18 protein-coding genes and 3 pseudogenes are annotated in these 25484 nt (G+C 35.9%); 15 read left to right on the top strand and 6 right to left on the bottom strand.

Annotated elements, in window-relative coordinates; translation table 11 throughout:
- The first annotated feature begins 289 nt into the window (after window positions 1–289).
- Both QNH48_RS19700 and QNH48_RS19695 read left to right on the top strand, forming a co-directional pair.
- Window positions 290–1619: pseudogene (locus QNH48_RS19700) on the top strand (IS3 family transposase).
- 93 nt (window positions 1620–1712) lie between these two features.
- A pseudogene (locus tag QNH48_RS19695) lies at window positions 1713–2155 on the top strand (GNAT family N-acetyltransferase); the annotation flags it as partial.
- Between the two features lie 341 nt (window positions 2156–2496).
- Here the strand turns inward: QNH48_RS19695 and pdxR are convergent.
- Complete coding sequence (gene pdxR / locus QNH48_RS19690) at window positions 2497–3975, bottom strand: MocR-like pyridoxine biosynthesis transcription factor PdxR (protein WP_283951671.1); 1479 nt, start codon at window positions 3973–3975, stop codon at window positions 2497–2499.
- A gap of 106 nt (window positions 3976–4081) precedes the next feature.
- Here pdxR and QNH48_RS19685 point away from each other — a divergent pair, with 106 nt between their 5' ends.
- From QNH48_RS19685 to QNH48_RS19640, 10 genes and pseudogenes are all read left to right on the top strand, one after another.
- The gene (locus QNH48_RS19685) at window positions 4082–4873 is read left to right on the top strand and encodes a PhzF family phenazine biosynthesis protein (protein WP_133371356.1); all 792 of its coding nucleotides are present in this window, start codon (window positions 4082–4084) and stop codon (window positions 4871–4873) included.
- A gap of 43 nt (window positions 4874–4916) precedes the next feature.
- Window positions 4917–6190: pseudogene (locus tag QNH48_RS19680) on the top strand (MFS transporter).
- Window positions 6191–6511: 321 nt separating this feature from the next.
- Window positions 6512–6979: a DinB family protein gene (locus tag QNH48_RS19675; protein WP_283951670.1), complete on the top strand. Its 468-nt coding sequence runs from the start codon at window positions 6512–6514 to the stop codon at window positions 6977–6979.
- Between the two features lie 804 nt (window positions 6980–7783).
- A complete protein-coding gene (locus tag QNH48_RS19670) occupies window positions 7784–9448 on the top strand; it encodes a pectate lyase family protein (protein ID WP_283951669.1) in 1665 nt (554 codons plus the stop codon).
- 572 nt (window positions 9449–10020) lie between these two features.
- Entirely contained in the window at window positions 10021–10629 is a 609-nt protein-coding gene (locus QNH48_RS19665) for a transglutaminase-like domain-containing protein (protein ID WP_283951668.1), read from the top strand.
- Between the two features lie 598 nt (window positions 10630–11227).
- On the top strand, window positions 11228–12490 hold the full coding sequence (locus QNH48_RS19660) for an IS110 family RNA-guided transposase (protein WP_283951667.1): 1263 nt from the start codon (window positions 11228–11230) through the stop codon (window positions 12488–12490).
- An 847-nt stretch (window positions 12491–13337) separates the two neighbouring features.
- On the top strand, window positions 13338–13916 hold the full coding sequence (locus tag QNH48_RS19655; protein ID WP_283951666.1) for a TetR/AcrR family transcriptional regulator: 579 nt from the start codon (window positions 13338–13340) through the stop codon (window positions 13914–13916).
- A 360-nt stretch (window positions 13917–14276) separates the two neighbouring features.
- Entirely contained in the window at window positions 14277–14975 is a 699-nt protein-coding gene (locus QNH48_RS19650; protein WP_283951665.1) for an SDR family oxidoreductase, read from the top strand.
- A gap of 100 nt (window positions 14976–15075) precedes the next feature.
- Window positions 15076–16158, top strand: a complete 1083-nt coding sequence (locus QNH48_RS19645) for an alkene reductase (RefSeq protein ID WP_283951664.1) — start codon at window positions 15076–15078, stop codon at window positions 16156–16158.
- A 300-nt stretch (window positions 16159–16458) separates the two neighbouring features.
- Complete coding sequence (locus tag QNH48_RS19640) at window positions 16459–17457, top strand: NADP-dependent oxidoreductase (protein ID WP_283955826.1); 999 nt, start codon at window positions 16459–16461, stop codon at window positions 17455–17457.
- Window positions 17458–17694: 237 nt separating this feature from the next.
- On the opposite strand, the gene QNH48_RS19635 is transcribed toward QNH48_RS19640, so the two are convergent.
- The 5 genes from QNH48_RS19635 to QNH48_RS19615 all read right to left on the bottom strand — a co-directional run bounded on the left by QNH48_RS19635 (window position 17695) and on the right by QNH48_RS19615 (window position 22801).
- On the bottom strand, window positions 17695–19065 hold the full coding sequence (locus tag QNH48_RS19635) for an MFS transporter (protein WP_283951663.1): 1371 nt from the start codon (window positions 19063–19065) through the stop codon (window positions 17695–17697).
- A gap of 123 nt (window positions 19066–19188) precedes the next feature.
- Entirely contained in the window at window positions 19189–19635 is a 447-nt protein-coding gene (locus QNH48_RS19630) for a PaaI family thioesterase (RefSeq protein WP_283951662.1), read from the bottom strand.
- A 75-nt stretch (window positions 19636–19710) separates the two neighbouring features.
- On the bottom strand, window positions 19711–20286 hold the full coding sequence (locus tag QNH48_RS19625) for a TetR/AcrR family transcriptional regulator (protein ID WP_283951661.1): 576 nt from the start codon (window positions 20284–20286) through the stop codon (window positions 19711–19713).
- Between the two features lie 251 nt (window positions 20287–20537).
- On the bottom strand, window positions 20538–21617 hold the full coding sequence (locus QNH48_RS19620; protein WP_283951660.1) for an NAD(P)H-dependent flavin oxidoreductase: 1080 nt from the start codon (window positions 21615–21617) through the stop codon (window positions 20538–20540).
- A complete protein-coding gene (locus QNH48_RS19615) occupies window positions 21611–22801 on the bottom strand; it encodes a YbfB/YjiJ family MFS transporter (RefSeq protein ID WP_283951659.1) in 1191 nt (396 codons plus the stop codon). The genes QNH48_RS19620 and QNH48_RS19615 overlap by 7 nt, the downstream gene beginning before the upstream one ends.
- 123 nt (window positions 22802–22924) lie before the next feature.
- Here QNH48_RS19615 and QNH48_RS19610 point away from each other — a divergent pair, with 123 nt between their 5' ends.
- The 3 genes from QNH48_RS19610 (at window position 22925) to QNH48_RS19600 (ending at window position 25389) form a co-directional block, all read left to right on the top strand.
- The gene (locus QNH48_RS19610) at window positions 22925–23785 is read left to right on the top strand and encodes a LysR family transcriptional regulator (RefSeq protein ID WP_283951658.1); all 861 of its coding nucleotides are present in this window, start codon (window positions 22925–22927) and stop codon (window positions 23783–23785) included.
- A gap of 93 nt (window positions 23786–23878) precedes the next feature.
- Window positions 23879–24682: a glutamate racemase gene (murI, locus tag QNH48_RS19605; RefSeq protein WP_283951657.1), complete on the top strand. Its 804-nt coding sequence runs from the start codon at window positions 23879–23881 to the stop codon at window positions 24680–24682.
- A 317-nt stretch (window positions 24683–24999) separates the two neighbouring features.
- A complete protein-coding gene (locus QNH48_RS19600; protein WP_070875759.1) occupies window positions 25000–25389 on the top strand; it encodes a VOC family protein in 390 nt (129 codons plus the stop codon).
- Window positions 25390–25484: the final 95 nt, after the last annotated feature.

Raw genomic sequence — 25484 nt, 5'->3', positions numbered from 1 at the left:
TTAAAAAGTTACCGATTCAACTTTCAAAAGTGTAGTGTACATAGTTGTAATGCTTATGCTACCGAAAAATAAGGTTACTTGAAGGACGTTGTCCTCGACATCCATTATTAGAGTCAATGGTTATTGTGGAAAACTTCTAACCGGTGCTTTAATTAAAGAACTAGCTGCCAACTGAACTATAACCCGAATAATGGACACTTATAATAAAGTCCGTTATTCGGGTTTTTCTGTGTCCATTTTACAGAAACCCGTTTATAATCATTTCAAAGATGTGAGCGGAGGACATAAAGTGAGTAAAACTATTTTTAATGAAATTCAAATGAAGTTACTTGAACAGAACCCTAATGTACAACACGTATCTGATCGTTCGATATCCTATAAACCAGAGTTTAAGGTTGAAGCAATTAAGGAAAATTCAAATGGTAAAGGTCCTGCCCAAATCTTTATTGAACACGGTTTTGATTTAGAGGTAATTGGGATTGATAAACCAGGACAATGTTTGAAACGCTGGAGGAAAACATATGAGCAGTTTGGAGAGGATGGCTTCTTCACAGAACGACGTGGAAAAGGAGCTACTGGTAGACCCTCTTCAAAGCCTCTTTCTGTTGAGGATAACCTTAAGAAAGCTGAAGCGCTATTAAATATTTAGAAGCGGAACTTGAATTCTTAAAAAAGTTAGACGAACTCGAAAGGCAGGCGAAGAAGAAGAAAAAGTAACAATTTCAGAGAAGTTTGCGCTTATTGAACAAACAATTCGAAAGTTTAAACTTAAACATATGGTGAAATTTCTATGTAAAAAGGCTGAAGTTAGTCGAAGTGGATATTATGCTTGGATAAAGGCAGAGAAAAAGCGTAATGAACGAGAAGAGAACGATTGGAAAGATTATGAGTTAATCAAGGACATATTCAATAAGAAAAAGGGATACGCTGGTGCCTTAACAATAAAAATGATCTTAGAGAATGATTATTTTGTGGAGATGAATCATAAGAAGATCCGTCGCATTATGAGTAAGTATAATTTAGTAGCGAAAGTCCGCCAGATTAATCCTTATAAGCAAATGGCCAAAGCAACACAAGAGCATAAGACCCTCCCTAACCTATTAAATAGGGAATTTAACCAAGGAGTACCTGGGAAAGTACTATTAACAGATATTACTTATGTGTATTACGGTTTTTCGCAGCCTGCCTATTTATCATGTGTAAAAGATGCTTCCACAAGGGAAATTTTAGCTTATCATTTGTCCAAAACTCTAAAAATGGATCTTGTGTATTCTACATTGGACAAGCTCTCTGATGCACTTGGAGGTTTCACTCATCCAGAAGCTATGATTCACTCGGACCAAGGATTCCATTATACTCATCCAGAATTTCAAGCCAGAGTGAAAAAAATGGAACTCACTCAGTCGATGTCCCGTAAGGGAAATTGTTGGGATAATGCCCCTATGGAATCGTTCTTTGGGCATTTAAAGGATGAAATAGACTATTCTTCATGCCAAAGCTTTGGAGAACTACAAGAATTGATAGGAAACTATATGGAGGAATATAACAATAGCCGTTATCAGTGGAGCCTAAATAAAATGACTCCGGCACAATACCCGAGGCAATTATTAGCAACTTAAATATTTAGGTCTTTTTTTAGACTGTCCATTTTATGGGTCATAGTTCAAACCCAGGCGGTCTTTTTTTATTGAACTAAAGGGGCAGAATAGTTCGATGTAACACGTTTTTATGGAGAAGAAACATTAGAGAGTATAGAACAAGCAGAGAAATTTGTTGATTTTTTTCAAAAAATTACAATGAAAAAAGAGGCATACGCTGGGGGATTGAAAGAATAGGGACCAAAGGTATAATTGGAACAATTGGCTTTAATGCTTGGTTGCCTAAACATAAACGAGCAGAAATAGGTTACGAAATCCATCCAGAGCACTGGAGGAAAGGATATACTTTGGAAGCAGTATCTAAAGTTCTTTCATATGGCTTTGATCTTATGAGTTTAACTCGTATAGGTGCTGTTGTATTTATTGATAATGAAGCATCTAACAATTTGCTACTTAAAATTGGTTTTCAAAAAGAGGGAGTTTTGAGGGACTATATGTATCAAAATGGTGTAGCACACGATACATACGTCTATTCATTACTTAAAAATAGCAAGTAGTTAAAATTATTAACGGGTGGATTAGAGGGATTTTTAATGAACAAAAAGAAATGCAAGCAATGGTATGGGCAATAATAGCAGTTTCCTTGTTTATAATTTGGTGGTTTACCAGATAAACGCCATAATAACGGGTAGTTTGTGGGTGCTTTAGTGAAAAATCATTGCTGTCTTTGTGACAGCTTTTTCTTGTTGTGCTAACTGTGCAGTTTAGCTGAAGAAGAGATAGAAAAATTCAATGGAGAAAAGAGCAACAAATTTACAATAGTTATTTATAACCCCCATTTTAGAGAAAATGGGGGTTTACTTTTTGGCTCAACAACGTGTCAATATAAGCTCTTAAATCAAAAATGTGGTGAGCTATCTTGTTTTTTTCTTAAGTCAATTTCGGATTGAAGGATGTTACAAATGGTTGTCACACCTTGTTCTAATTGTTGCTCCTTCATATAAGAGAAGCTTATTCGTAAATGATGATTTTCTTGTTCTGTAGGGTAACAAGCTGACCCAGGTAAAAAAGTAATTTGTTTTGTCTTTGCTTCTAATAAAAGGTGTTCAGTATTAATCCAAGAAGGAAGAGTGAGCCAAACGTTTAATCCTCCCTTTGGAATAAACCAAGATACCTCTTCAGGTGAATGTTGTGACAGAATCTCCAAAACTAAATCACGTCTAATCATTAGAGCGGTTCTTAACTTCTTTAAATGATCCATCATTCTAGTGGAAGTAATAAATGGATGAATGGCTTTCTGTGTAAGTAAAGGACTCCCTAAGTCGGTGTTAGCCTTTGCAGCTAATAGACGTTTGAATATAGAACCAGAAGCAGCTAATATTCCAATTCTACATCCTGGAGCTAATATTTTGCTTAAACCTTTCAAGTAAATGACATTACCGTAATGGTCCAGGCTTTTCATTGATACTGGAGGTTTTTTTTCAAAATAAATTTCACTACATGGATCATCCTCAATCACTAAACACTGGATACTACTAGCTAATTCGAGAATTTGTGTGCGGCGTTTTAAGGGCATTACAGCACCTGTTGGATTGTGAAACGTAGGTACTGTATAAATAATTTTTGGTTTATATTTATCACACAAATTCTGAAGTAAATCCACTCTCATTCCATCGCTATCAACAGGTACCGTAAGGATGGTTGCACCTCTCCCACGAAACACATCAATAGCTCCTGGATAAGTTGGGGCTTCCGTGACTACCACATCACCTGGTCCAACGAATGTCCGAGCAACAAGGTCTATTCCTTGTTGTGAACCACTTGTAACTAAAATATTATCTTGGGTAGTTGGAACATCCATTCTTTTTAAATACTCAACCATTGCCTGTCTAAGCTCTTTATCTCCTTGAATTTCTCCATATTGTGATAGAATTTTTGGGTTCTCAGAGAGCATTTTATGAATCTCCTGCTCTAAGTATCGATTAGGCAGAAGTCCAGGATCTATCATTGAAGAAGAAAGATGAATCTTTTCAGGGACTTGATGAAAACGAGCAAATTGAGACCTAGGTAAATAATCTTGAACGGAAAGTTGCCAATCGTATGAACTGGTTCCTTCTTTCCTTTCTGTTTCTTTATTTTTTGTCTTTTTTATAAACGTTCCTTTCCCTTGAACAGATGTGATATACCCCTCATGTTCTAGTTTTTGATAAGCCTTTACTACAGTAAGTAAACTTACTCCAAGTTGTTTTGAAAGTTCACGCACAGAAGGTAATTGTAAATCTTCTTCTAAGAGATCTGAACGGATATGATCGAGAATCGAATGGTATATTTGCTTCGTTAATGAAATGTCAGCATTACGTTGAATTTCAATGTGCATGAGTTTACCTCCTTTAAGTGTTATACATGAGTGTTGAGTGTTATATACAAACAGATGTAAACTATCGATAAATTGTTAAACACATTATAACACTGGAGGAAATGAGATGAAATATTTTGTAGTTGATGCATTTGCAGAACAGGTTTTTGAAGGAAATCCAGCAGGAGTATGTATCATGAATGATTGGATTTCAGATGAACTCATGCAGAAAATAGCCATTGAAAATAACCTATCGGAAACAGCATTTGCAGTAAAGGAAGGAGCACATTATCGACTGAGATGGTTTACACCTGGAGGAGAGATTAACCTTTGTGGGCACGCCACGTTAGCAACAGCATTTATCATTCTAAATTATTATGAAAAGCAATTGGAAACGGTAAAGTTCAATACAATCAGTGGAGAGTTAACTGTAAATAAACAAGATGACTTGTATGAACTGGATTTCCCTTCTGTTCCTTCAGAAGAAATTTCAGTAACTGATAAAATGATTAGTGCTTTGGGGATTGTGCCAAAAGAGACATACTTAAATAGAGACCTTGTTTTTATACTAGAGTCTGAGGAAGATGTGAAAAACGTAAATCCTGACTTTGCCCAATTAGAAAGATTACCAGAAGGATTGGGTGTTTGTGTTACAGCCAAAGGTAGTGAATTCGATATTGTTTCCAGAGCGTTTTTCCCTAAGTTAAAAGTAAACGAAGATCCAGTAACAGGTTCCTTGCATTGTAGCCTAATTCCTTTTTGGGCAAAAAGATTAGAAAAACAGGAATTAGTTGCAAGACAACTATCTAGCAGAGGTGGTACTCTTTATTGTAAATATGAAGATACACGAGTGAAGATGGCTGGAAGAGCCGTTCTATATTCAGTAGCTGAATTAAATATTGGAATTAGTATGCGATGATCCAGTATTATTTTTTATATTTACATGACAGCGGGGTGAAGGCTTGAAACGCATTCATTATAGTTGGGTTATTTTATTCATAGCTTTCTTTGCCATTCTTATAGCAGGTATTATACGGTCATCATCAGGAGTGTTTATAGTTCCTTTTGAAGCTGAATTTGGATGGGAACGCTCAACAATCTCATTTGCTTTTGCGATTAGTCTTCTTCTATACGGAATATCTGGTCCTTTTATGGCTGCATTAATAGATGTAACAGGCGTAAAGAAAATGATGATTTTAGCAATGACGACATTATTGGTCGGAGTTTTGCTCACCTTTTTCATGGAGAAACCTTGGCAATTAATTTTGATTTGGGGGGTTATTATAGGTTTAGGTTCTGGGTTATTCTTATCGGTATTAAGCCCATATATTGCGAATACATGGTTAGAAAAAAGAAGAGGACTCGCACTTGGTATTTTAACAGCAAGTACGGCAACTGGACAATTAGTTCTCCTCCCTTTGCTGCGTCCATCGTAGAAACGCATTCATGGAAATGGGCGATGGGTCTTATACTTATCCTCAGTGTCATTATGCTGGCAGTCATCCTATTATTTATGAAAAACTCACCAAAAGAAATAGGACTCCTTCCATATGGGCTAGAAGAGGAATTGAATGTAAGTGAAAAGGTCCAAAAGAAAAATCCTGTAATTATTGCCTTTCAAACCTTATTTGAAGTGGTAAAAGTAAAGGAATTTTGGTTGCTAGCACTAAGCTTTTTTATCTGTGGACTTTCAACTAGTGGATTAATCGGAACTCACTTTATTTCTTACTGTATAGGCTTTGGTTTTACAGCTGTTGCGGCTGCATCCATGCTTTCATTGATGGGCGTGTTTGATTTAATAGGAACCACTCTTTCTGGTTGGCTATCTGATCGATTTGATAATCGATGGTTGTTGTTTTGGTATTACGGTTTGAGAGGAGTTTCACTTGTATTTCTTCCATTTGCACTCTCTGAAGGCTCAATGACTCTGCTTATTATTTTTTCAGTATTTTATGGACTAGATTGGATTGCAACTGTACCTCCAACCGTTAATATCTCAAGGCAAATCTTGGGAAAAGAAAAAAGTGGCATCGTATACGGTTGGATATTTGCGTCTCATCAATTAGGTGCAGCAGTAGCGGCAGGTGGAGCAGGGTTAATATATAACATATTCAACTCATATTCAGGGGCATTTACTCTAGCAGGAATGTTTTGTCTATTAGCAAGTCTATTTGTAATTGTAATAAGGAAGCAACGTATTGATGTTAAGATAAATCAATCTTTTGTAGATAAATAAGTTAATGTGAAAACTGTAGGGGGCAATAATTCAAATGGATTATTGCCCCCTATTCTTTGAATTTATTAATAGAAACCTTTCTTCAACTTATCGAGCAGCATTCCTGTCCTCTGGTTTGTGAAGGAATTCACTTAAAGTAACGGGTGCATTAGTGACCGAATAAGGATCGCCAATGGCGGTCTATTTTTACGGCTATAGGGCAGGTTAGAAGAGAAAAAACATTATGGAAATATTATCAAATTTTTGCTTGTATGATATGCTTCTCATATAAAGTTTTACGCCGTAGTAATATTGCGGTACCAGTTCTAGGAGGAGATAACTTTGAAAAGAATCAACTTGATTTTAAACGTGCTAGATTCAACGTTCGACAAGGAGAGCTGGTATGCACCGCTCAAAGATGCAATTAAAGGAATCACGGCAGAACAGGCTACCTGGAGACCAACTGGTGAGGCAACCAAAACTATTTGGGAAAACGTTAATCATCTCATTTATTACAAAGAGAGACTTGTAGCAAAAATGGATGGCTGTGAATGGACAAATATTGACGGTAATGAAACCTTCTATCTCACCGAACAATCTAATGAAGATAAGGAATGGAAGAAAGTCGTTGAACGTGCCGAAAACGCTCATCACTGTTTAAGACAGATGCTGATCAATACTTCAGTTGAAGAGCTTGACAAAGATTCCTTGGAAGGGAAACTACTGGACATAATGCTTCACGACGCATACCATACGGGTCAAATTATTCAAATCAGAAAAATGCAAGGTTCCTGGCCATCCTATCGTTGATCGAGAGAAATAGCATCTGTTATGTGCTTACACTATTGAATCTTTAATCACATTCAAAGGAGTCCCTAAAGGCAGCTTATAGCTGTCTTTTTTTATGTTGAGGTATTAGGCAATAACCTTCTAGAAGGTTTAATTAGATTGTTACTGTTTCTTACTGCATTTAAAGGACAATGTGAAATTAAGAAGTAAGAAACTTACTAGAAGAGCATAAGCAAAAAAGAATTGATATATTACTCAACTGAGGCAGCTTAGTTGAACAATCGTCATTAAGAAAAAAGACTTACTCATTACTATAAAAGAAAACTAAATGAGCATGTTTAATGAGAATGATTATGTCTATAAACCTAATCCATAAGTACTGTAGATAGCTATAGGTCCAAGTCAGTGAAAAAAAGATAATCATTTCTAAGAAACTGATTATATATTTCGAAAAGCCTTTTGTATATGATTTCTATTGTAAGAATACCTGGCATTGAAAAGTAGTGATTGATAATGGTAATAAAAATTTTTTACAAACCGCAAATATTTTAGTAGCTGCCTCCCTTTTTTTATCCCATAATTCGAAAACGCTTTCAAAGGGTGGAGGGGTCTATCTTTTGAAAGCACAAAGTCCAAGTAGAAGATTTAAGTGTCTTGACTAGTCCATTTATATTTGTTTTTTAGCATTTTTTGAAGCTTTTTTGATTATTTTTAGGGAGGTGATGTTATTAGGGAAAGAGAAGATGATTGATTTTATTTAGGAAGCACCTGCATTACATCTAGACTTACATATATGTGTAAAAACTTTATTGGGGAGGTAATAGTTTGAAATTTAAAATGGCACAAATCTGGCTAGTGGTTATATCTTTTTTTACATCATGGTTATTATTTGGGGGAAATGCATTAGTAAACGCAGCAGAAATTGATTCTATACCAAATACAACAAGAAATTTTAAGGACTACGACAATAGTTATCTTTCAGTAACCGGTTATGCATCATTAGGGGTAAATGACCGAAGCCATTACATTGATACTTCTTATTATCGCCAGGTTAAAACTGAAAGAGAGTTTTTGCAGGCTATTTTTGATGCCGGAAATGGCAGTGTGAAAGTAATTGAAGTGGCGAAAGATCTAAACTTAGGGTGGAAAGCATTAAATTTAAGTTCAGAAGAAGCTAAAAAATATCGGTTTATAAGAAACTATAGGGATCCTATGAACGGATTTACAAATCCGAAGTTAGCTTCATCCGGTGTTTCACAATTAGATATAAATAATGTCGATGGGTTAACTATTTTTTCAAAAAAAGGGAAAACAATTAGAAGTGCTGAATTTAAATTACAAAATTCAACGAATGATATTGTCATCAGGAATCTGAATTTTGATGGAATGTGGCAGTGGGATGACACTGGAAAACATAAGGAAGTAGGCTGGACATTTATTAAAGTAAATGGTGCAAATAATGTTTGGATAGACCATTGTAAATTTTCTATTGCAGCGGATGGATTAATTGATACAGAGAATGGTGGCTCCAATATTACCATCTCCTGGTCTGAATTCGGATTACCTGCAAATGAAAATCCACCGGAAGATAGTGATATTTATCAATCGATCCAGTATATGGAAGGGAAATATGCTTCAAATACACTGAATTCCGATAGTCTATACTATAACATGCGCAATGGCGGTGCGACCAAAGAACAGATAATGGCATATGCAGCCTATCACAGCAAGGTGCATTTAAATGGTTCAGGAGATAAAGACTATGTGAATTATGTGAGTAGTAGTGGAAATGAGATAAAGGATGGCAATCAAAGAATCCGTTTAACCCTTGCCTATAACCGTTATACCAATATTGGGCAGAGAATACCCATGATCCGTCAAGGTACTGGTCATATGTACAACTGTTACCTTGATAACTCAACTCATTATGATGTATTGGAAAAGGTAAGTGCTATCGCTGAATATGGCACTGATACTCTGTCACGAGCACTTAATGCAAGAAATGGAGCTTCTATTGCAGCGGATACCTGTGTATTCAATGACATTAACGAGCCAATTACAGGTTCTGAGATTCAAGGATTAGATACTACAAACATGGATGCACAATGGGCTGAGCTATTTCAAAGCGCTTATAACAGAAATCTAATTGTTAACTCCCACATATCAAATAAATATGGAACTTATACAGGAAGTAGTTGGGACCATAATGGAGAAAATCTATTTAATAAAGGATTTACATGGTATGACAAATCAACGATAGGAAATTGGGCATGGTCTTCACATATTGTGGGAAGTGAAAATATGAGTAAAACGAATCCACCGACTGATCCATTTACCTTCGAATATAATTATAATGAGGAGATACCTTATACTTATAATGTACTACCTTTAAATAGTGTTGTGGCAACACTTACAAACTTTGCAGGGGCAAACAAAGTTAATATGAGTCCAATAGGTTGGTTAAAAACAGATTATACTCATAAGAAGTGAACGGATCTAATTGAACAGTGACTAGAGGATTTTTTCTGTTCAGAAATCGGCGATCTTCTTTTTGATATACTCCCAGGCATTAAGGGATTAGATTTTGTTAAGGTAAAAACACATTGTGAAGATTTTCACTTAAACTAACAGGGGCTTTAATTTAAGATTAGGTTGCTTCGGCAGCCTTTTTCTTATTGTGCTCTAACGGGGAATTAAGTAAATAGAAAAGCAACCAGAGATAGTAATGTATAATTATTTGAATATTTGAATAAACATTCATTTTATGTTAATATAATTATAGTTTAAATTCTTCTGAGTTTAGACCTCCTAAAATGGACTTGGCCTAGACCACTAAGTTCAACTTTGACCTTTGATTTTATAGATCAAAGGTATTTTTTTGTTTGGATATTGTCACTCATTATTATAATTATTGATTTAAATTGAATATAGTTTTGTGAAATTTTGTATTTAAACTAACTGACAGGTTACCTCAATAAGAAATCCTTTAATTCATCCAACACAAATTGTATAATAATGTATATATATACGTATTTATAGAATTTTTATAGGGGGATGGGCTTATGAATTTGTTTTGTGAGACGGAAAAACTAGATGACTATTTACTTGAATTAAATGAAGTTAATTATTCTAATCCAAATATAAAAAAGATCGCGGATGAACTTTTCAATCCATCTCAAACTGAAACTGAAAAAGCTAAAATAGCTTTTGAATTTGTTCGTGATGAAATTTCTCATTCTTGGGATATTCAATCAAAGCGAGTTACTTGTAATGCTTCAGAAGTATTAGACTTCAAAGAGGGGATTTGCTATGCAAAATCACACCTATTAGCGTCTTTATTGCGTTCACAGGGAATACCAATAGGTTTTTGTTATCAAAGATTGATGTTGTTTGATACTCCAGAAAAAGGGTATTGTATTCACGCTTTAAATGCTGTCTTCTTAAAATTACTTAATAAATGGATTAGGGTAGATGCTCGTGGAAATAAAGAGGGAATTAATGCCCAGTTTTCAATTGAAGAAGAAAAATTAGCCTTTTCCATTAATGAAGAACTTGATGAAATGGATTACCCAGTTATATACGCTAAGCCTCATCCTAAAATAGTGGCTGTTTTAGAAGAACATACAAATGCATTAGAAATGTATAAACATCACTTGCCGGAGAGTTTGTAGTTGTTTCACAAACGGGCGCACTACTTAAAGATCCGGCTGCCAATCTAGGCGGCCTTTTTTATTGAACTAACGGTGCAGTTTAGTTCAATATGGAATAGTGATTATGTGTTATAATTTGGATAAATTATAACATAAAGGGAGGGTATAATTTGAAAAGACCCATCTTAATCCTAATGCTTTTAATTAATGTTATTTACATAGCGAGTTACCTTATTAATTTCGATTCTTTTACATTAAACAAAATATGGATTTTCTTTTTTATAATTAGTTTATGTTTATCCATTCTTTTTTTGTTTCGTTCGAAAAAGCAATCAGTATTACCAATAGCAGCTTTAGTGGCAAGTATTAGTTCTTTAGGAGCTTATGGTTTTCAATATTTTATATCCAACCTTTTGGGATAACAGATATTCAACTAAACTGAGTGCTTTACTTCAATTTGGAGTAAAGCCTTTTTCTTATTCAAGTAACGAAGCAGTTTAGCATTCCTGTAGATCGTTAAATATCAGGTTTGAAAAAAATTGAGCCCCTCAGTAAGATACGAGTATAGAGTCCAATCTAACTCAGAGTCTTAAGGAGGAAGCCCTAATATGAATTTTAAATGCAAGACAAACAAAATCAACTAATAGAAAGAATTTCCGATACACACCTTATTGTTGGTGTTGATATTGCTCAACAACTACACGTTGCAAGAGCAGTTAACTTCCGAGGAATTGTAGTTGGAGATCCTCTTATATTTGAAAATAATGAAGAGGGATTCGTTAATCTATTAAGCTGGATCCAAAATTTAAAAAGACTAAAAAACTTAGATACAGCAATAGTAGGTATGGAGCCTACAGGTCATTACTGGATTAACCTATCAAAATGGTTATATACAAAAGACATTGAGGTAGTAACAGTCAATCCCCACTTAGTAAAAAGGAATAAAGAGAATCGTGATAATACCCAATCGAAGAGTGATAAAAAAGATGCACTAGTTATTGCAGATATGGTCAAAAACGGCTACTATTCCTTTATTCGCCCATCCTCAGAATCATTTGAAAAACTTAGAGTTCTAATGTCTAACCGTGATGTGATTGTAAAACGTCTCGTCGTGTCTATTAATCAAATAAATAGATGGGTGGATGTTGTCTTTCCAGAGTTGCGACAAGTTTTTAACGATGTTTCGTGCAAAGGAGCAATTGCAACCCTTCGTTTGTTTCCAACTCCAGATGAAATATCATCCATGGAGTCACTAGACGTCCAAAAGGGATGGAAGTCATTAATGAAAAGACAACCAGGACCTAGAAAAGCTCAATTACTGATCAATCTAGCAAAATCTTCTATTGGAACTGGACAAGCACTAGATGCTTATAAATTCCATCTAGAACAATTATTAGAAGAATATGACCTCGCTGAAAAACAACTCGAAAGAGTTGAACAACAAGTTAAAGAAGTTCTCAATAAAATACCATTTGCAAAAAAACTACTTATGATTAAAGGAATAAGTGAAATTTCATTAGCAGGGATACTAGGTGAGGCTGGAGATTTAAGTGGATTCTCCCACGGAAACTCTCTATTACGTCATGCAGGATTACATCTAGCTGAGGCAAGTTCAGGTAAATGGAAAGGTCAGATTGTCATTTCAAAGCGAGGAAGATCAAGACTCCGACGCTTCCTCTACTTAGCAACCATGAGCCTTGTGATGAATAACCCTGAATTTAAAGCGATCCATTCCCATAATGTGAAGGTTAAAAAGATAAAGAAAATGAAATCAATAATGAAACTGATAGGAAAACTAGCCAGGATTTTTGTAGGAATAGCACGACGAAACGAGTCTTACTGTCCAAGTAAAATCCAAGTATTAATCCCTTTAGCAGCATAGAAATAATACATTAGTTTTATAAATGCATCATTTAAAATTGTTAACTTTAATTTTTGAATGTTGTCTTATTCGTAGGATTTCAAATATGTACGGAGTACCAGGTTTCTTAAACAAAAGGGCACTGTGACCCATCAGGTTAGCATAACTGGCCTCCACCCCTTGGATAGGCATGACGAAGGAATGAGAGGGCGATTGACCCGTTGAGACATGGGTGGGAAAGCCTCCAGGGGCGGCGTGGAGATGTACATTATATGGTAAAATATGGAGTGGTAGCTGACTCCTTTATTTATGCCTTCACGAAGCCAAGATGATCTGAACTCATTTCAATTACCCGTAAATCCAATTACAAGGGTTATGAAATCCTGCGAATAAGTGAGCATTCAAGAGATATTCGTATCAAACTGAGGGAGTTGAAGAAGGAATGGGTATAATACTCCTAAAATGTTAAGGTGATAGAAATATGACTACTTTCTTACTTATATCCTGTATGCCAATTTGTGGTGCTGCTTATGTAAATTCAAACGACAAGTCGGGTTTTGATTTTGATACCAATAAAAAAATGCCCTCCCTTCTAAATTACACAGAAAAAAAACAGTTTTTTTATTTCACAAAAGTATGTTCTCCATAAAAATCAGTCTTTGGTAAGATTCTTGGGATCATATAATCAAGGGATTTAGGTTATGCTGACAGATAAAATGTAGAAGAGATTGTAGAGTTTCCTTATTCCAGCTATAGGTAGTTTCACTACATTTGATAATATTTGGAATAATTATTATGAGGTTACTTTCTTTACCGTTCGTTCTCAATATGTTATAGTGACTATGGACTATGGGAGGAGGAAAATAGAATGGCAAGAAGCAAAGAATTCGAAGAGAACGTAGTATTAGACAAAGCGATGAAGCTCTTTTGGGAACAAGGTTATGAGAAGACATCCTTGACCGATCTGGTCGAGCATATGGGAATCCATCGCAGAAGTTTGTATGACACATTTGGCGACAAACATACGCTGTTTTTGAAAGCTATGGATCGATTTCGCGATAAAGTCAGTGCTGAGCTTACCGGAGAAGTTAAACGCTCCAAGACTGCAGCGGAGGCACTTCACTTTATTTTTGGTTTCATAATATATGGTGAAGAGAACTCGCCTTCAGGCTGTTTAATGGTGAATTCGGCGGTGGAATTGGCAATGCGCGATGCTGATGTGGATTCAAAGTCCACTGAATCGTTCACACTATCAGAGCAGCTACTCAAGGATATTATTCTGTGGGGGCAAGAGGAGGGAGAATTTACTTCAGAGTATGATGCCGGCGAACTGGCGGAACATCTGCATACTGTGTGTGTTGGGTTAAGGGTAATGACAAGAACCTCCATTCCCAAAGAAAAATTACACCGTATAGCCAATTTATCGATAAAACTTTTAGATAAATAGTTCCTATAAGAGAAAGTCTGAACTGTAGTAAAGCTTTCTCCTATGAAGATATCATTGCTTATGCATTTTTTAGAATGATTGTTCTCATATATGAGTCTTGCCTTGCTTGCTTAAGCTCTCTCCATGAAGGGATTTCTCTTTTGTGTTTTTTAGAATGATCGTTCTTGTATATGATTCTTGCCTTACTTAAAAATTTCTCAATGAAGGGATCATTCCTTTGTGCTTTTTAGAATGACCATTCCCATATAACGAGACTTGCCTATGCCCAAAACTTCTCCTTAAGGAAATCATTACTTGCGTAGTTTTGAGGAGTAAGACATTTTGTTGTATCAAAATAAATATTAAAAGGAGCACATAAAAATGAAAATTTCTGAACAAGTCGTATTTGTAACCGGCGCGAACCGAGGTTTTGGACGCCATTTAGCACTTGAACTTCTATCCAGAGGGGCTAAGGTTTATGCAGGTGCAAGAAATCCGGAGTCCATTGACATTCCCGGTGTAATCCCTGTGAAGCTTGATATTACCAACCCTCAAGAGGTAGCTGCAGCCGCTATGGTCGCTAAGGATCTTACGCTTTTGATCAACAATGCAGGATCGTCTACGGGTGCTTCTTTGATTGACGGTGATCTCGATAAAATACATTTGGAGTTTAATACGCATTTCTTTGGCACACTTTCCATGGTTCGAACTTTCGCACCGATTTTAGCAAATAATGGGGGAGGAACGATTCTGAATATTCTTTCCGCATTATCTTGGGTCAGTTCGGGAACTGTTGGCGCTTATACAGCTGCAAAGGCGGCAGAGTGGGCATTGACAAACGACCTACGTTTAAATCTCTATCCTCAAAATGTGAGAGTAGCTGGATTACATGTAGGCTTCATGAAGACAGACATGACATCGAGCTTAGAAGTTCCCAAATCCAACCCTGAGGATATCGCAAAAATTGCTGTTGATGGATTAGAATCCGACAGCTTTGAAATTGTTGCTGATGACGTGAGCCGAAAGATCCAAAGAGTTTTTGCCGGTGGTGTATCTGCGATATACCCACATCTCTCCTAATACAAATTACTAATACAGTGATTTGTCCAAGATTTCAAACAAAAGGTAAAAGGACACCCGTATACAACGGGTAACATAATTTGAAGAGGAGTGTACAAAAATGGATAAATTGTGGAGCAAAATGAAAATTGGAAATTTGGAATTACCTCATCGTTTAGCGATGGCACCAATGACACGTAGTAGGGCGCAAGAAGATGGTACACCAGGAGAACTAAGTTCCCTTTATTATGCTCAAAGAGCATCAATGGGATTAATTATTAGTGAAGGTACACAACCTTCTCATGATGGACAAGGTTACTTATGGTCACCTGGCATCTATACTGAAAAGCATATTGAAGGGTGGAAAAAGGTTATGGATGCGGTGCATGGAGCAGGTGGATTTATGTATATCCAATTAATGCATGTCGGTCGTATGTCGCACCCTGACAATACACCACATCATCGTCAAGCAGTTGCACCATCTGCGATCGCACCCGGTGTAGAAATGTTTACTGCTAAAGGGATGCAGGAAATACCCGTTCCCCGTGAGTTAAGTGAAGAAGATATTCAAACGACAATTGCAGACTTCCGAAAAGCAGCATCTGCAGCTATTGAAGCAGGAGCTGATGGTGTTGAAATTCATGGAGCAAATGGTTATCTAATTCATCAATTTATCGGTGAAAATTCTAATAAACGAACGGATAAATACGGCGGATCAATAGAGAATCGTGCTCGCTTTGCTATCGAAATAACGAAAGCAATCGTTGAAGAAATTGGAGCAGAAAGAACGGGCTTTCGTATCTCACCAGGGGTACCTCTTGGTGGAATTGAAGAAGGTGAACAAGGTCCTGAAGTTTATCTCCATCTTGTAAAAGAATTAGCTCAATTCAATTTGGCTTACCTTCATGTTATGCATGTAGGAAACGAAACACTGCTCCATGAAATTCGTTCAGTTTGGTCCAATCCATTATTAGTCACTCGAGCTGGTCGAGCTCTAGAAAATATTAGTGTAGATATTGATAATGGCGTTGCAGATATGGTACCAGTTGGTGTATGGTCATTAGCTAATCCGGATTTAGTAGAACGTCTCAAAAAAGGGTTTCCTTTGAATGAAGCAGACCGTACAACATTCTTTGGTGGTAACGGAAGCATGGGTTATACGGATTATCCTACGATGAAAGAATTAAAATCTCAAGAGGGGTAAGTATAGCTTATAAGGTGAAGAATGGCGTACAACTGAAAAATTGTACGCCATTCTTTAATTAGAAATTATGGGAAACAGCTGTCTCGATAATTAATATAATAAAAGTTTGTGCCGCTTTTTTGGCTCAACCTGAAAATCAGTGCTTGACGCGTGAATTAGGTGTATTTGCAGCGTTAGATGCATTCTTGGGCATATACCCCTTCAAGCACTGGTTTTTGTTTTGAGTCACTTACATTCAACGCTAGAGATTGCATTTAAATGAATAAGCACCAAAAAATTGTAAAGGAAGAGGATGAAAAAATGAGAGCTGCTCAAATGCAGAAATATTCAAAAGAAGTTCAAGTGGAATTGAATGATGTTAAAATACCAGAATTTAATAGCCGGGAGGTACTCGTTAAAGTAAAAGCAGCAGGTGTTAATCCATTAGATATCCTTATTTTAAATGGAAGTATTCGAATGATTTCTGATTATGATTTACCATTAACTTTAGGAAATGAACTATCTGGAGTTATTGAGGCTGTTGGAAAAGATGTTAAGAACTTCCACGTTGGTGACCACATTTATACGAAGTTGCCAGTTAATCGAATTGGAGCTTTTGCTGAATATGCGGTCGTCAATGAAGATGCTATATCCATAATGCCTAAAAATCTATCCTTTATTGAAGCAGCCGCTGTTCCTCTCACTGCTTTGACTGCTTATCAAGCATTAAATGACGTACTCAATGCTCAGCCTAACAAAAAGCTATTTATCCCTGGAGGAACCGGCGGCTTTGGTGCTATGGCAATCCCCATCGCCAAATCAATGGGGTTATATGTTATAACAAGCGGAAGTGAAAGAGGTAGATCCCGTACACTGTCGATTGGCGCTGATAAATTTATAAATTATCATGAGGAAAACTATGCCAATATTTTATCTGATATAGATTATGTTATTGACACCTTGGGAGCAAAAGAGATAAAAGCAGAACTTGGTATTTTAAAGCCTCAAGGGAAATTAGTATCATTAAAAGCCGTACCTAATTATCGCTTTGCGGTTGAAAATAATTTTCCAGTGTGGAAAAAACTATTGTTTGGTTTAGTGGGTGCTCGTGTAGATTCTTTAGCACGTAAACATAAAAATGAATATCACTTTTTATTCGTGCAAGCCAATGGCAGTCAATTACAAAAAATCACTAACCTTGTTGAAAAAGAAAATATCACGCCCTCTATTGATTCAATTTATAATTTTAATGACATTAACAAAGCATTAATAAAAGTTTCTACTGGACACTCACAAGGCAAAGTTATTGTAACCTTCTAATCTAAAATTTAAGTACGTGGAAGAACTCTTGTAAACTATAAGGTGCTTTCCTTTTATAGTTCCAGCTACTCATAGGGTAGCTTTTTATTTATTTCGCAATCGGGGAAGTTCAATTATGAGATGACTCACAACTGAAAAAATTATTTTATTGACCTTCTTTGGAAATAAAACAGCACCCTTGAAAGAGTGCTGGAAACCTATTATGGAAGTCCTATTTCTATTCAATCGATGAAGACTTTAACTTTGCTCCTTTAACCTAGCGCTACGAAGATAAAAGCCGTATATGAAACCAGTCATAATGTTAATAATCGAGAAGCAAATAAAAATATTTCGATAAACCATTTCCAAAGTTAAACCTTCTTGAATGGTTATGAGTAATCCAGAAATAGTCACTCCGAGACCCGCACCGAAAAATTGCATTAATTGGACCATTCCTATCCCCGAACCAATTTGATTGATTGGCAAGATCCTTGTTATCTCGTTCGGAATACTCGAAGAAATTGCCGTAAAGCCAACGCTAGCAAACATATAAATGAAAAGGATAAAATAGGGATTTGCAGAAGAGACCCATGCAAATAAGATTGAGGCACTTAATAACAATAACTGCCCAAAAATAATTAAGGGTGCATTCCCAAAACGGTCAATGAATCTTCCTATATATATGCCAGCAACCACAGCGATAACGGCACCTGGAAAAATAATCATTCCTAGCTCTGCTGGTTCTTTTCCGAATACAGTTGTGAGAATAATGGGCATTAAAAACAGATTTGAAAAGTTAATGAAAAAAGCGGAACAATTAATAAGAAGGAGTTTTGTATATTGCTTATTTTTAAGGAGGATTGGCGGAATAAATGGTTCTTCCGTCTTATTAAGATATTTCCACCATACCGCAAAAAGAACGACTGTTCCTAATAGTATCCCATACGAAAATGTAGATAGAAACAGTAACAGACCTGTTACACTAAGACCCGTAAGAATAGCACCGAATAAATCGAAATGTCCTTTTTTAATCACCTCATTAGGCAATAACTTTAGGAAGAAAGGAATAGACAGGACAGAAAAAATAGTGACAATGAAAAGATAATTCCATCCTAAGTATTGAGTAATCACTCCCCCTAATACAGGACCTAACCCAAATGCCAAAGAGGCAGCTGAAGCAATAATCGCCATCGCTTTTCCACGCCTTGATAGAGGGAAATACCGCCCAGCCATGATCATACTTAATCCCATAACGGCTCCTGCACCAGCTGCTTGAAGAATTCGAACTCCTAATAAGATAAAAAAACTTGTTGAAAAGAAACCGATGACTGATGATATTCCTAATAGGCAAATTCCATGGAGTAGAAGTCTTGAGAGGGGAACAAAATCAGATAGTCGACCAAAAGTTAACGTTGAAATGGCAAACATGATGGAATAACTTGATATTAGAAATGAGCCCATGGATGAGTTTAAGGATAAGTCTTTAAGTATAAAGGGTAATGCAACATTAAACATGGTTGTATTCATTACCACAAGCAAAGTGGTAACACTCCATATTAAAATGATTTTATTCTCTTGTAAGTGCACCGTGCTTTCCGTTTTGGAAGGAGCCGCTAGAATAGAAGGCATTTGATCCCACCTTACCTTTTTAATATTGATAAAATGAACTTTCCATCGTGCTACAAGCTAAACACTAGCTAAAACCTTTATGGACCTCATTTTGAATGTTCTTTTTACAAGAGATTAGTTATATTATTCTGTTTTCAATCTTTTTCCGGCAGAATTACCCTTCAAAATCATACATGTACTTGTAGAATGTGCCACGAGACTTTGTTTTTCATCATATACATGACACTCCAGCAATCCGACTGATGAACCTTTTTTTATTAATTTTCCCTCAGCTCGAAGTCTAGATTTAAAAATAGGTTTTAGGAAATTTAATTTAATTTCAATCGTCGTAAAAAGTTCGTCCTCAGCTAATGTAGTTGCAAATGCTAAGCCCATCGCAGCATCGGCTATGTCACATAAAATTCCCCCGTGCAGTGTACCCATTGGATTATGTAACCTTTCAGTTGCATCGATTTCAACTACAACTCTGCCTACACCCACTTCCGTTACGTTAAAACCCAATACCTCCGCAACAGGAGCTCCAGGTAATTCACCGGCTGCCATTTTCTTTAAAACCTCTAAATGATTCATTCTTTTCACCCTCCATATTAAATAAAAAAGACTAGACAAAATCATTACATTTTTAGAACGTTCATTCTAAAAATGTTAATCTAATACCGCTAAAGTGGAATCAATGATGTTTTGAAGTTTCTCTTTATCTTTCGTTGTTTTGGCTAATACTCTTACACCAATTAGTGAATTATGAATAAATAGAGATGATTTTTCTATATCAAGTCGATCAGATATTTCCCCACTTATTTGCCCCTGCAATAGTAGTTCGCATATAAATGATTCTGTCTTACTAAAGCTTCTACTAATCCTGTCAGCAACTTCTTGGTCATGTAAGGCTAATTCTACAGCTGTATTAACAATTAAACATCCTGGGGGTTTTTCTTCATCCGAAAAAGCCACCATTTCAAATAATCTTCTTATCGCTAACTTGACCGAATTAAAAGGTTTAATTTGTTGCTCCATTCTTTTTCCGATTATTTCTTCGAAGAGTTGTAAAGCTCGCAGAAATAACGTCTGTTTATCACCAAATGTGTCATAAATACTTCGACGGTGTATGTGCATATAGTCTACTAAATCTTGCATAGACGTTTTTTCATATCCATTTCGCCAAAAAAGCACCATTGCTTTTCGTAAAACCTCGGCTTCATCAAATTCTTTGTGTCTAGCCATTTTTTCACCCCCTTAAAAAATTTTATCATTTTTAGAATGATTGGTAAAGAATATTCGAACTATTCAAACGGTACGGGGGTAATGAGCAGCGGTAACATCGATATTTTCTTGTTCATTTCAAAGAGATTGTGAAGAAATGTACTTAAAGTAACGGGTGCGATTGTTCAACAAGAGCAGTCGCTTTTCTTGTTCCAATAACAGGCAGGTTAATTAAAAATGAAACCATAAAAAGGAGCAATTTTGCTCCTTAATCACATATTTTTTTTTATTTTTTCTGCTTCTGACATTATATTTTTGATTAATATTTTTACAGTTTGTTGCTTAGCTAATCTTGGACTTTGACCAGACCATAGTGACATAAATTCTTTATTATTCTTTGAGGCGGCAACTTTTCTAATATCCTGGGTTAATGTGTTTTGAACGGGGAAGTCTGGTAAATACCATTCGTTGCTCTGCATACCCAAAATAAAATTATTTTGTATTCCTCTTGCCCATTTACCTGAAAATGAACGAGTTAATACTGTATCTTCCTCCGTGACATTCATAACAGCTTCTTTATGTACTTTATGTGCTCCACTTTCAATACAAGTCAAGAAAGCTGTCCCCATCTGTACACCCTTTGCACCTAAGCAGATAGAAGCCATCAACCCTCTTCCATCCATAATACCTCCAGCAGCTATTACTGGAATACTTACATTGTCAATGACCTGCGGTATTAATGACATTGAACCAACTAAACTCACTTTATAATCATCGATAAAGTTCCCTCGATGTCCACCAGCTTCACTCCCTTGAACAACAACAAAATCCATACCTGCTTTCTCATTTTCAACTGCTTCTCTAACAGTGGTTGCCGTTCCCATTAGAATAATGTCAGATTTCTTCAACTCAGAAATCACTTTTTCAGAGGGAATGCCAAATGTAAAAGAACAGATTGGGACATTTTCTTCAATTACTACCTTAATTTGTTCAATAAATGTTTCATAGACATTATTAAATTCAGGAATTTCAAAGCTATCTTTTTGAGGTAAATTTAGTTGTTCACGAATAGGGTTTAATAACTGATTAGCTGATTTAATGTCATCATTTATAACATCAAACTCATTGGGTACAAATAGGTTTATACCAAAAGGATTTGATGTTAGGGTCTTTAACTCCCTTATTTGATTTCTAATTTGAATAGGGGTCATATAACCTGCTCCAATCATACCTAGACCACCACTATTTGAAACCTCAGCGACTAATTCCGAAGTTGTTACTCCACCTGCCATTGGAGCCTGAATAATTGGATATTTTATTTTTAATATTTCTGTAATTTCATTATTTAACATGTATATCCCTCATCTTTTGCGTAAGATTTCCTCTCAAATTGAATTCCATTTACAAGCAGGGCTGCCCCAATTAATACGACACTAGATGCTCCAATTAAAGCAGTATTAAAATTATGAGTGAATGATGATAAGACTCCAGAAAGGATGGGTCCTATCAACTGTCCGATAGCAAAAATAGCAGTTAGAATGCCAATCGTTCGGCTGCTATTAGATGGATTTATTTGTCGTCCCAATGTTGTAGCAAGTGTAGTGATACCCATAAACGTTGCTCCAAATAATAAAGCACTTATGATAAAACTAGTTTTCGAAACCCAAAAGGCTGGCATAGCCATTCCCAAGGATTGTAATGCCATTGCAAGGACTAAGGATTTAACGAAGCCCCATTTTTTTGCTAGTATAGACCATATGAGACAGGATGGAATCGCAGCCAAACCGACCATCATCCAAACTAAAGTTGCATCATTATGAAAGGATGGGGTCTTTTCAGCGATAGATACGATAAATGTTCCTGTAACAATGTAACCCAATCCTTCTAAACCATAGGCAATAATCAACCATAGGAGCCATTTAGTTGGGGGGACAACTGCAAAATTATTTTCTTTATTTTTTAACTCAACAACGTTGGAGGCTTCATCTAGCCATAGCCATACGAAGATAGATAGGATTGCACTGACAACAGCTAATCCGATCCATGTACCTTCCCACTGATATAAATGGTTTAAACTCGGAATAAAAAGACTGGATAAACAGATTCCCAAACCTACCCCTCCATAAAATAAACCAGACCAACTTGTTTTGTTTATAGCAGCAAGTTTATCTAACACGATACCAGAGGCTAGGACCAACACATAAGCACTGGAAACCCCCGATAGAAATCGAAGTACATACCAAATGAAATGAGAGTATGTTAGACCCATTATGGCAGTGGTTAAGATACTGATGATTAGACTTATTTTTAAGATAATCACTCGATACTTCTTCAAAGGTATCGCTCCTGCTAAAATTGCTCCAAGCAAATATCCTGCATAGTTACTTGATGCTATATAACCAGCAACTGTATTTGAAAAGGAAAGATCTTTTTGCATAATCGGAAGAATGGGAGTATAGGCAAACCGTCCAATCCCCATAGCAATGATTAGAGACAGTATTCCTCCTATTAAAAATAGAAAAGATTGCTTCTTCAAATAAAAACCTCCAATAAAAAGATTATATTTAAAGCATATCTCTTATCTGATATATTGAATAATACATAATATTGATATTCGCTATCAGTAATTTAGATGGCAAAAAAAGAGGTGAGGATTTTTATGGAATTGCAAACATTAAAAGTTTTCCAGACTGTTGCAAAGCTGGGGAGTATTTCACAGGCAGCAAGAGAACTTCAATATGCACAATCTAATATCACGATGAAAATACAGCAATTAGAAACGGAACTCCAAACGACCTTATTTTATAGACATAATCGTGGTACTGCTTTAACAGCTAAAGGAAGCATGTTATTAACATACACGGAAAAAATTCTTCAGCTTATAGAAGAAACGAAAAACGTGATGAATGATGATCAAACACCAAAAGGTCCTTTAATTATTGGTTCTATGGAAACAACTGCCGCAGTTCGCTTACCAGCCATTTTTTCAAAATACCTTAAAGATTATCCCCACGTTGATCTAACTCTAAAAACAGGTTCTACGGAAGAAAATATTCATGGTGTTCTTCAGTATGAAATTGATGGAGCATTTGTGGCTGGACCTATTGAACACCCCGAACTCATTCAAAAGGAAGTATTTGAAGAGGAATTGATACTTGTAACTGATACAATTCATCCACTCATATCTTCTATCGAAGATATTCAAACGAGGACACTACTTGTATTCCGTACAGGATGTTCTTATCGGAAAAGGCTTGAAGAATGGTTTCATCAAGAGAGGGTGATTCCTAAAAAGATAATGGAATTTGGAACCCTAGATGCAATCATTGGGTGTGTATCTGCTGGTCTAGGTATAAGTATGGTTCCACAAAGCGTTGTTGCAAAACAAATTCAAGAAGGAACTCTTAGAAAGCATTCACTCCCGAAACCATTTGGAAAAGTCAAAACAGTATTCATTTATAGAAAAGATAAGTATGTACCTTCATCATTATTAAAATTTATAAATATGTTAAGTGATTAGATGAGAGGTTAGGGTTATCAATTAGGAATAACAAAAAATTTTTAAAAATGATATTCTAAATAAGTGATAAATTTAGGAAAAGAAGTGAAAGTAGTGAGAATAGGTTTTTTTGATTCTGGAATAGGTGGTATGACTGTACTACATCAAGCATTGAGGCTTTTACCGAATGAAAATTACATTTTTTATGCGGATACCTTGCACGTTCCATATGGTGAAAAGCCAAAAGAAGAGGTAAGGGAATATATATTTAATGCAGTTGACTTTATGGCTAATCAAGGAATCAAAGCATTAGTCATTGCTTGTAATACAGCAACCAGTATTGCAGTGGATGACCTTCGCCAAAAGTACGATTTCCCTATTTTGGGTATTGAACCAGCCGTAAAACCTGCTGTTCAATGCTGTGAGGGAAAACGTAAAAAGGTATTAGTGTTGGCAACTAATTTGACCCTAAGAGAGGAAAAGTTTCATAACCTTGTGAAAAGTATAGATTATCACGATATTGTTGAAAGTCTACCTCTTCCTGGTCTTGTCCAATTCGCTGAGAACTTTGAATTTAGAGAAGAGAAAGTTGTACCTTATTTAAAAGAAAAACTATCTTTGTTTGATTTAAAGCAATACGGCACGATTGTTCTAGGATGTACCCATTTTCCTTATTTTGAAAATAGTATAAAGAAAATATTTCCTGAAGAAGTAGACATTATTTCTGGGAGTATTGGAACTGCAAAGAACTTAAAACGAATTCTCGAAGCAAGGAATCAAATTAACGATGGAACAGGGGATATTTTATTCTTTAAATCTGGTTTTAAAGTAGAAGATAAAGAAACATTATCTAATTATAAAAAGTTGTTGGTAATGTTAGACGAACTTCAGCTTTGTCACCTAAACTTTAAAAAGTAATCACCCCAAAAACGGTTACATAAATCATTAAGGTTAGGCTATTCCGACAGTATTTTTCATATTTAGGTAAAAGTTTGTGAAATATTATACTTAAAGTAAGTAACGGGTGCGTTTGTTCAACAGTGGGGGGTGCTGCTGCATTCAGCTAGAGGAGCGGTAAAGGTGGAAAAGGGATTATGTATCTAGTTGTCGAATTGTTTAATTTACATAATCAAGCTGTTCATTCAAAGTGCTTCGTTTGCGGTCCGAGTTGTTCATCTTAGTCGGAAACGACTAAAGTAAAAATTAAATTAATTGAAATGAAAGAAGTGAAGGTTTTGATTAAATATAAATGCCTCCATCATGTAAGTCTTACCGTCACCAATTTGAAAAGAGCAAAAGATTTCTATGGGAATACTTTATGTTTAAAAGAAATACCTCGTCCTGATTTTGATTTTGCGGGTGCCTGGTATGAAATAGAGGGAAAGCAAATCCACTTGATAGTCGATCCCTCTTCACAGACAATTCGGCAGGATAAAAGCTTATCCAGTAGAGAAGGTCACTTTGCTCTTAGAGTCGAGAACTACTATGACACTCTTACATGGTTAAAACAAAATGAAGTTGAAATCATTGAAAAACCGTACGGAAAAAGTGGATTCGCTCAAATTTTCTGTGCGGATCCAGATGGTAATTTGATTGAACTAAATGTTGACCAGAAAGATTTATAAATAAAAAGATAAAAGGCTTCCAATACTGGAGGCTTTTCTTATTGAAGTAACGGGAGGTTAGTTGAAGAACAAAGAGAAGAGGCTTTCCCATAAGG

Source organism: Neobacillus sp. YX16 (assembly GCF_030123505.1).
Taxonomy (GTDB): domain Bacteria; phylum Bacillota; class Bacilli; order Bacillales; family Cytobacillaceae; genus Neobacillus.
The sequence above is the reverse complement of the archived record's forward strand: the minus strand, read 5'-3'. Positions and strand labels throughout refer to the sequence as shown.

Bases quoted from the DNA above. Each gene is read 5' to 3' on its own strand.
- pdxR (WP_283951671.1), bottom strand. From the start codon at position 3,975: ATGCACATTGAAATTCAACGTAATGCTGACATTTCATTAACGAAGCAA.
- QNH48_RS19685 (WP_133371356.1), top strand. From the start codon at position 4,082: ATGAAATATTTTGTAGTTGATGCATTTGCAGAACAGGTTTTTGAAGGA.
- QNH48_RS19665 (WP_283951668.1), top strand. From the start codon at position 10,021: ATGAATTTGTTTTGTGAGACGGAAAAACTAGATGACTATTTACTTGAA.
- QNH48_RS19660 (WP_283951667.1), top strand. From the start codon at position 11,228: ATGCAAGACAAACAAAATCAACTAATAGAAAGAATTTCCGATACACAC.
- QNH48_RS19655 (WP_283951666.1), top strand. From the start codon at position 13,338: ATGGCAAGAAGCAAAGAATTCGAAGAGAACGTAGTATTAGACAAAGCG.
- QNH48_RS19650 (WP_283951665.1), top strand. From the start codon at position 14,277: ATGAAAATTTCTGAACAAGTCGTATTTGTAACCGGCGCGAACCGAGGT.
- QNH48_RS19645 (WP_283951664.1), top strand. From the start codon at position 15,076: ATGGATAAATTGTGGAGCAAAATGAAAATTGGAAATTTGGAATTACCT.
- QNH48_RS19640 (WP_283955826.1), top strand. From the start codon at position 16,459: ATGAGAGCTGCTCAAATGCAGAAATATTCAAAAGAAGTTCAAGTGGAA.
- QNH48_RS19635 (WP_283951663.1), bottom strand. From the start codon at position 19,065: ATGCCTTCTATTCTAGCGGCTCCTTCCAAAACGGAAAGCACGGTGCAC.
- QNH48_RS19630 (WP_283951662.1), bottom strand. From the start codon at position 19,635: ATGAATCATTTAGAGGTTTTAAAGAAAATGGCAGCCGGTGAATTACCT.
- QNH48_RS19625 (WP_283951661.1), bottom strand. From the start codon at position 20,286: ATGGCTAGACACAAAGAATTTGATGAAGCCGAGGTTTTACGAAAAGCA.
- QNH48_RS19620 (WP_283951660.1), bottom strand. From the start codon at position 21,617: ATGTTAAATAATGAAATTACAGAAATATTAAAAATAAAATATCCAATT.
- QNH48_RS19610 (WP_283951658.1), top strand. From the start codon at position 22,925: ATGGAATTGCAAACATTAAAAGTTTTCCAGACTGTTGCAAAGCTGGGG.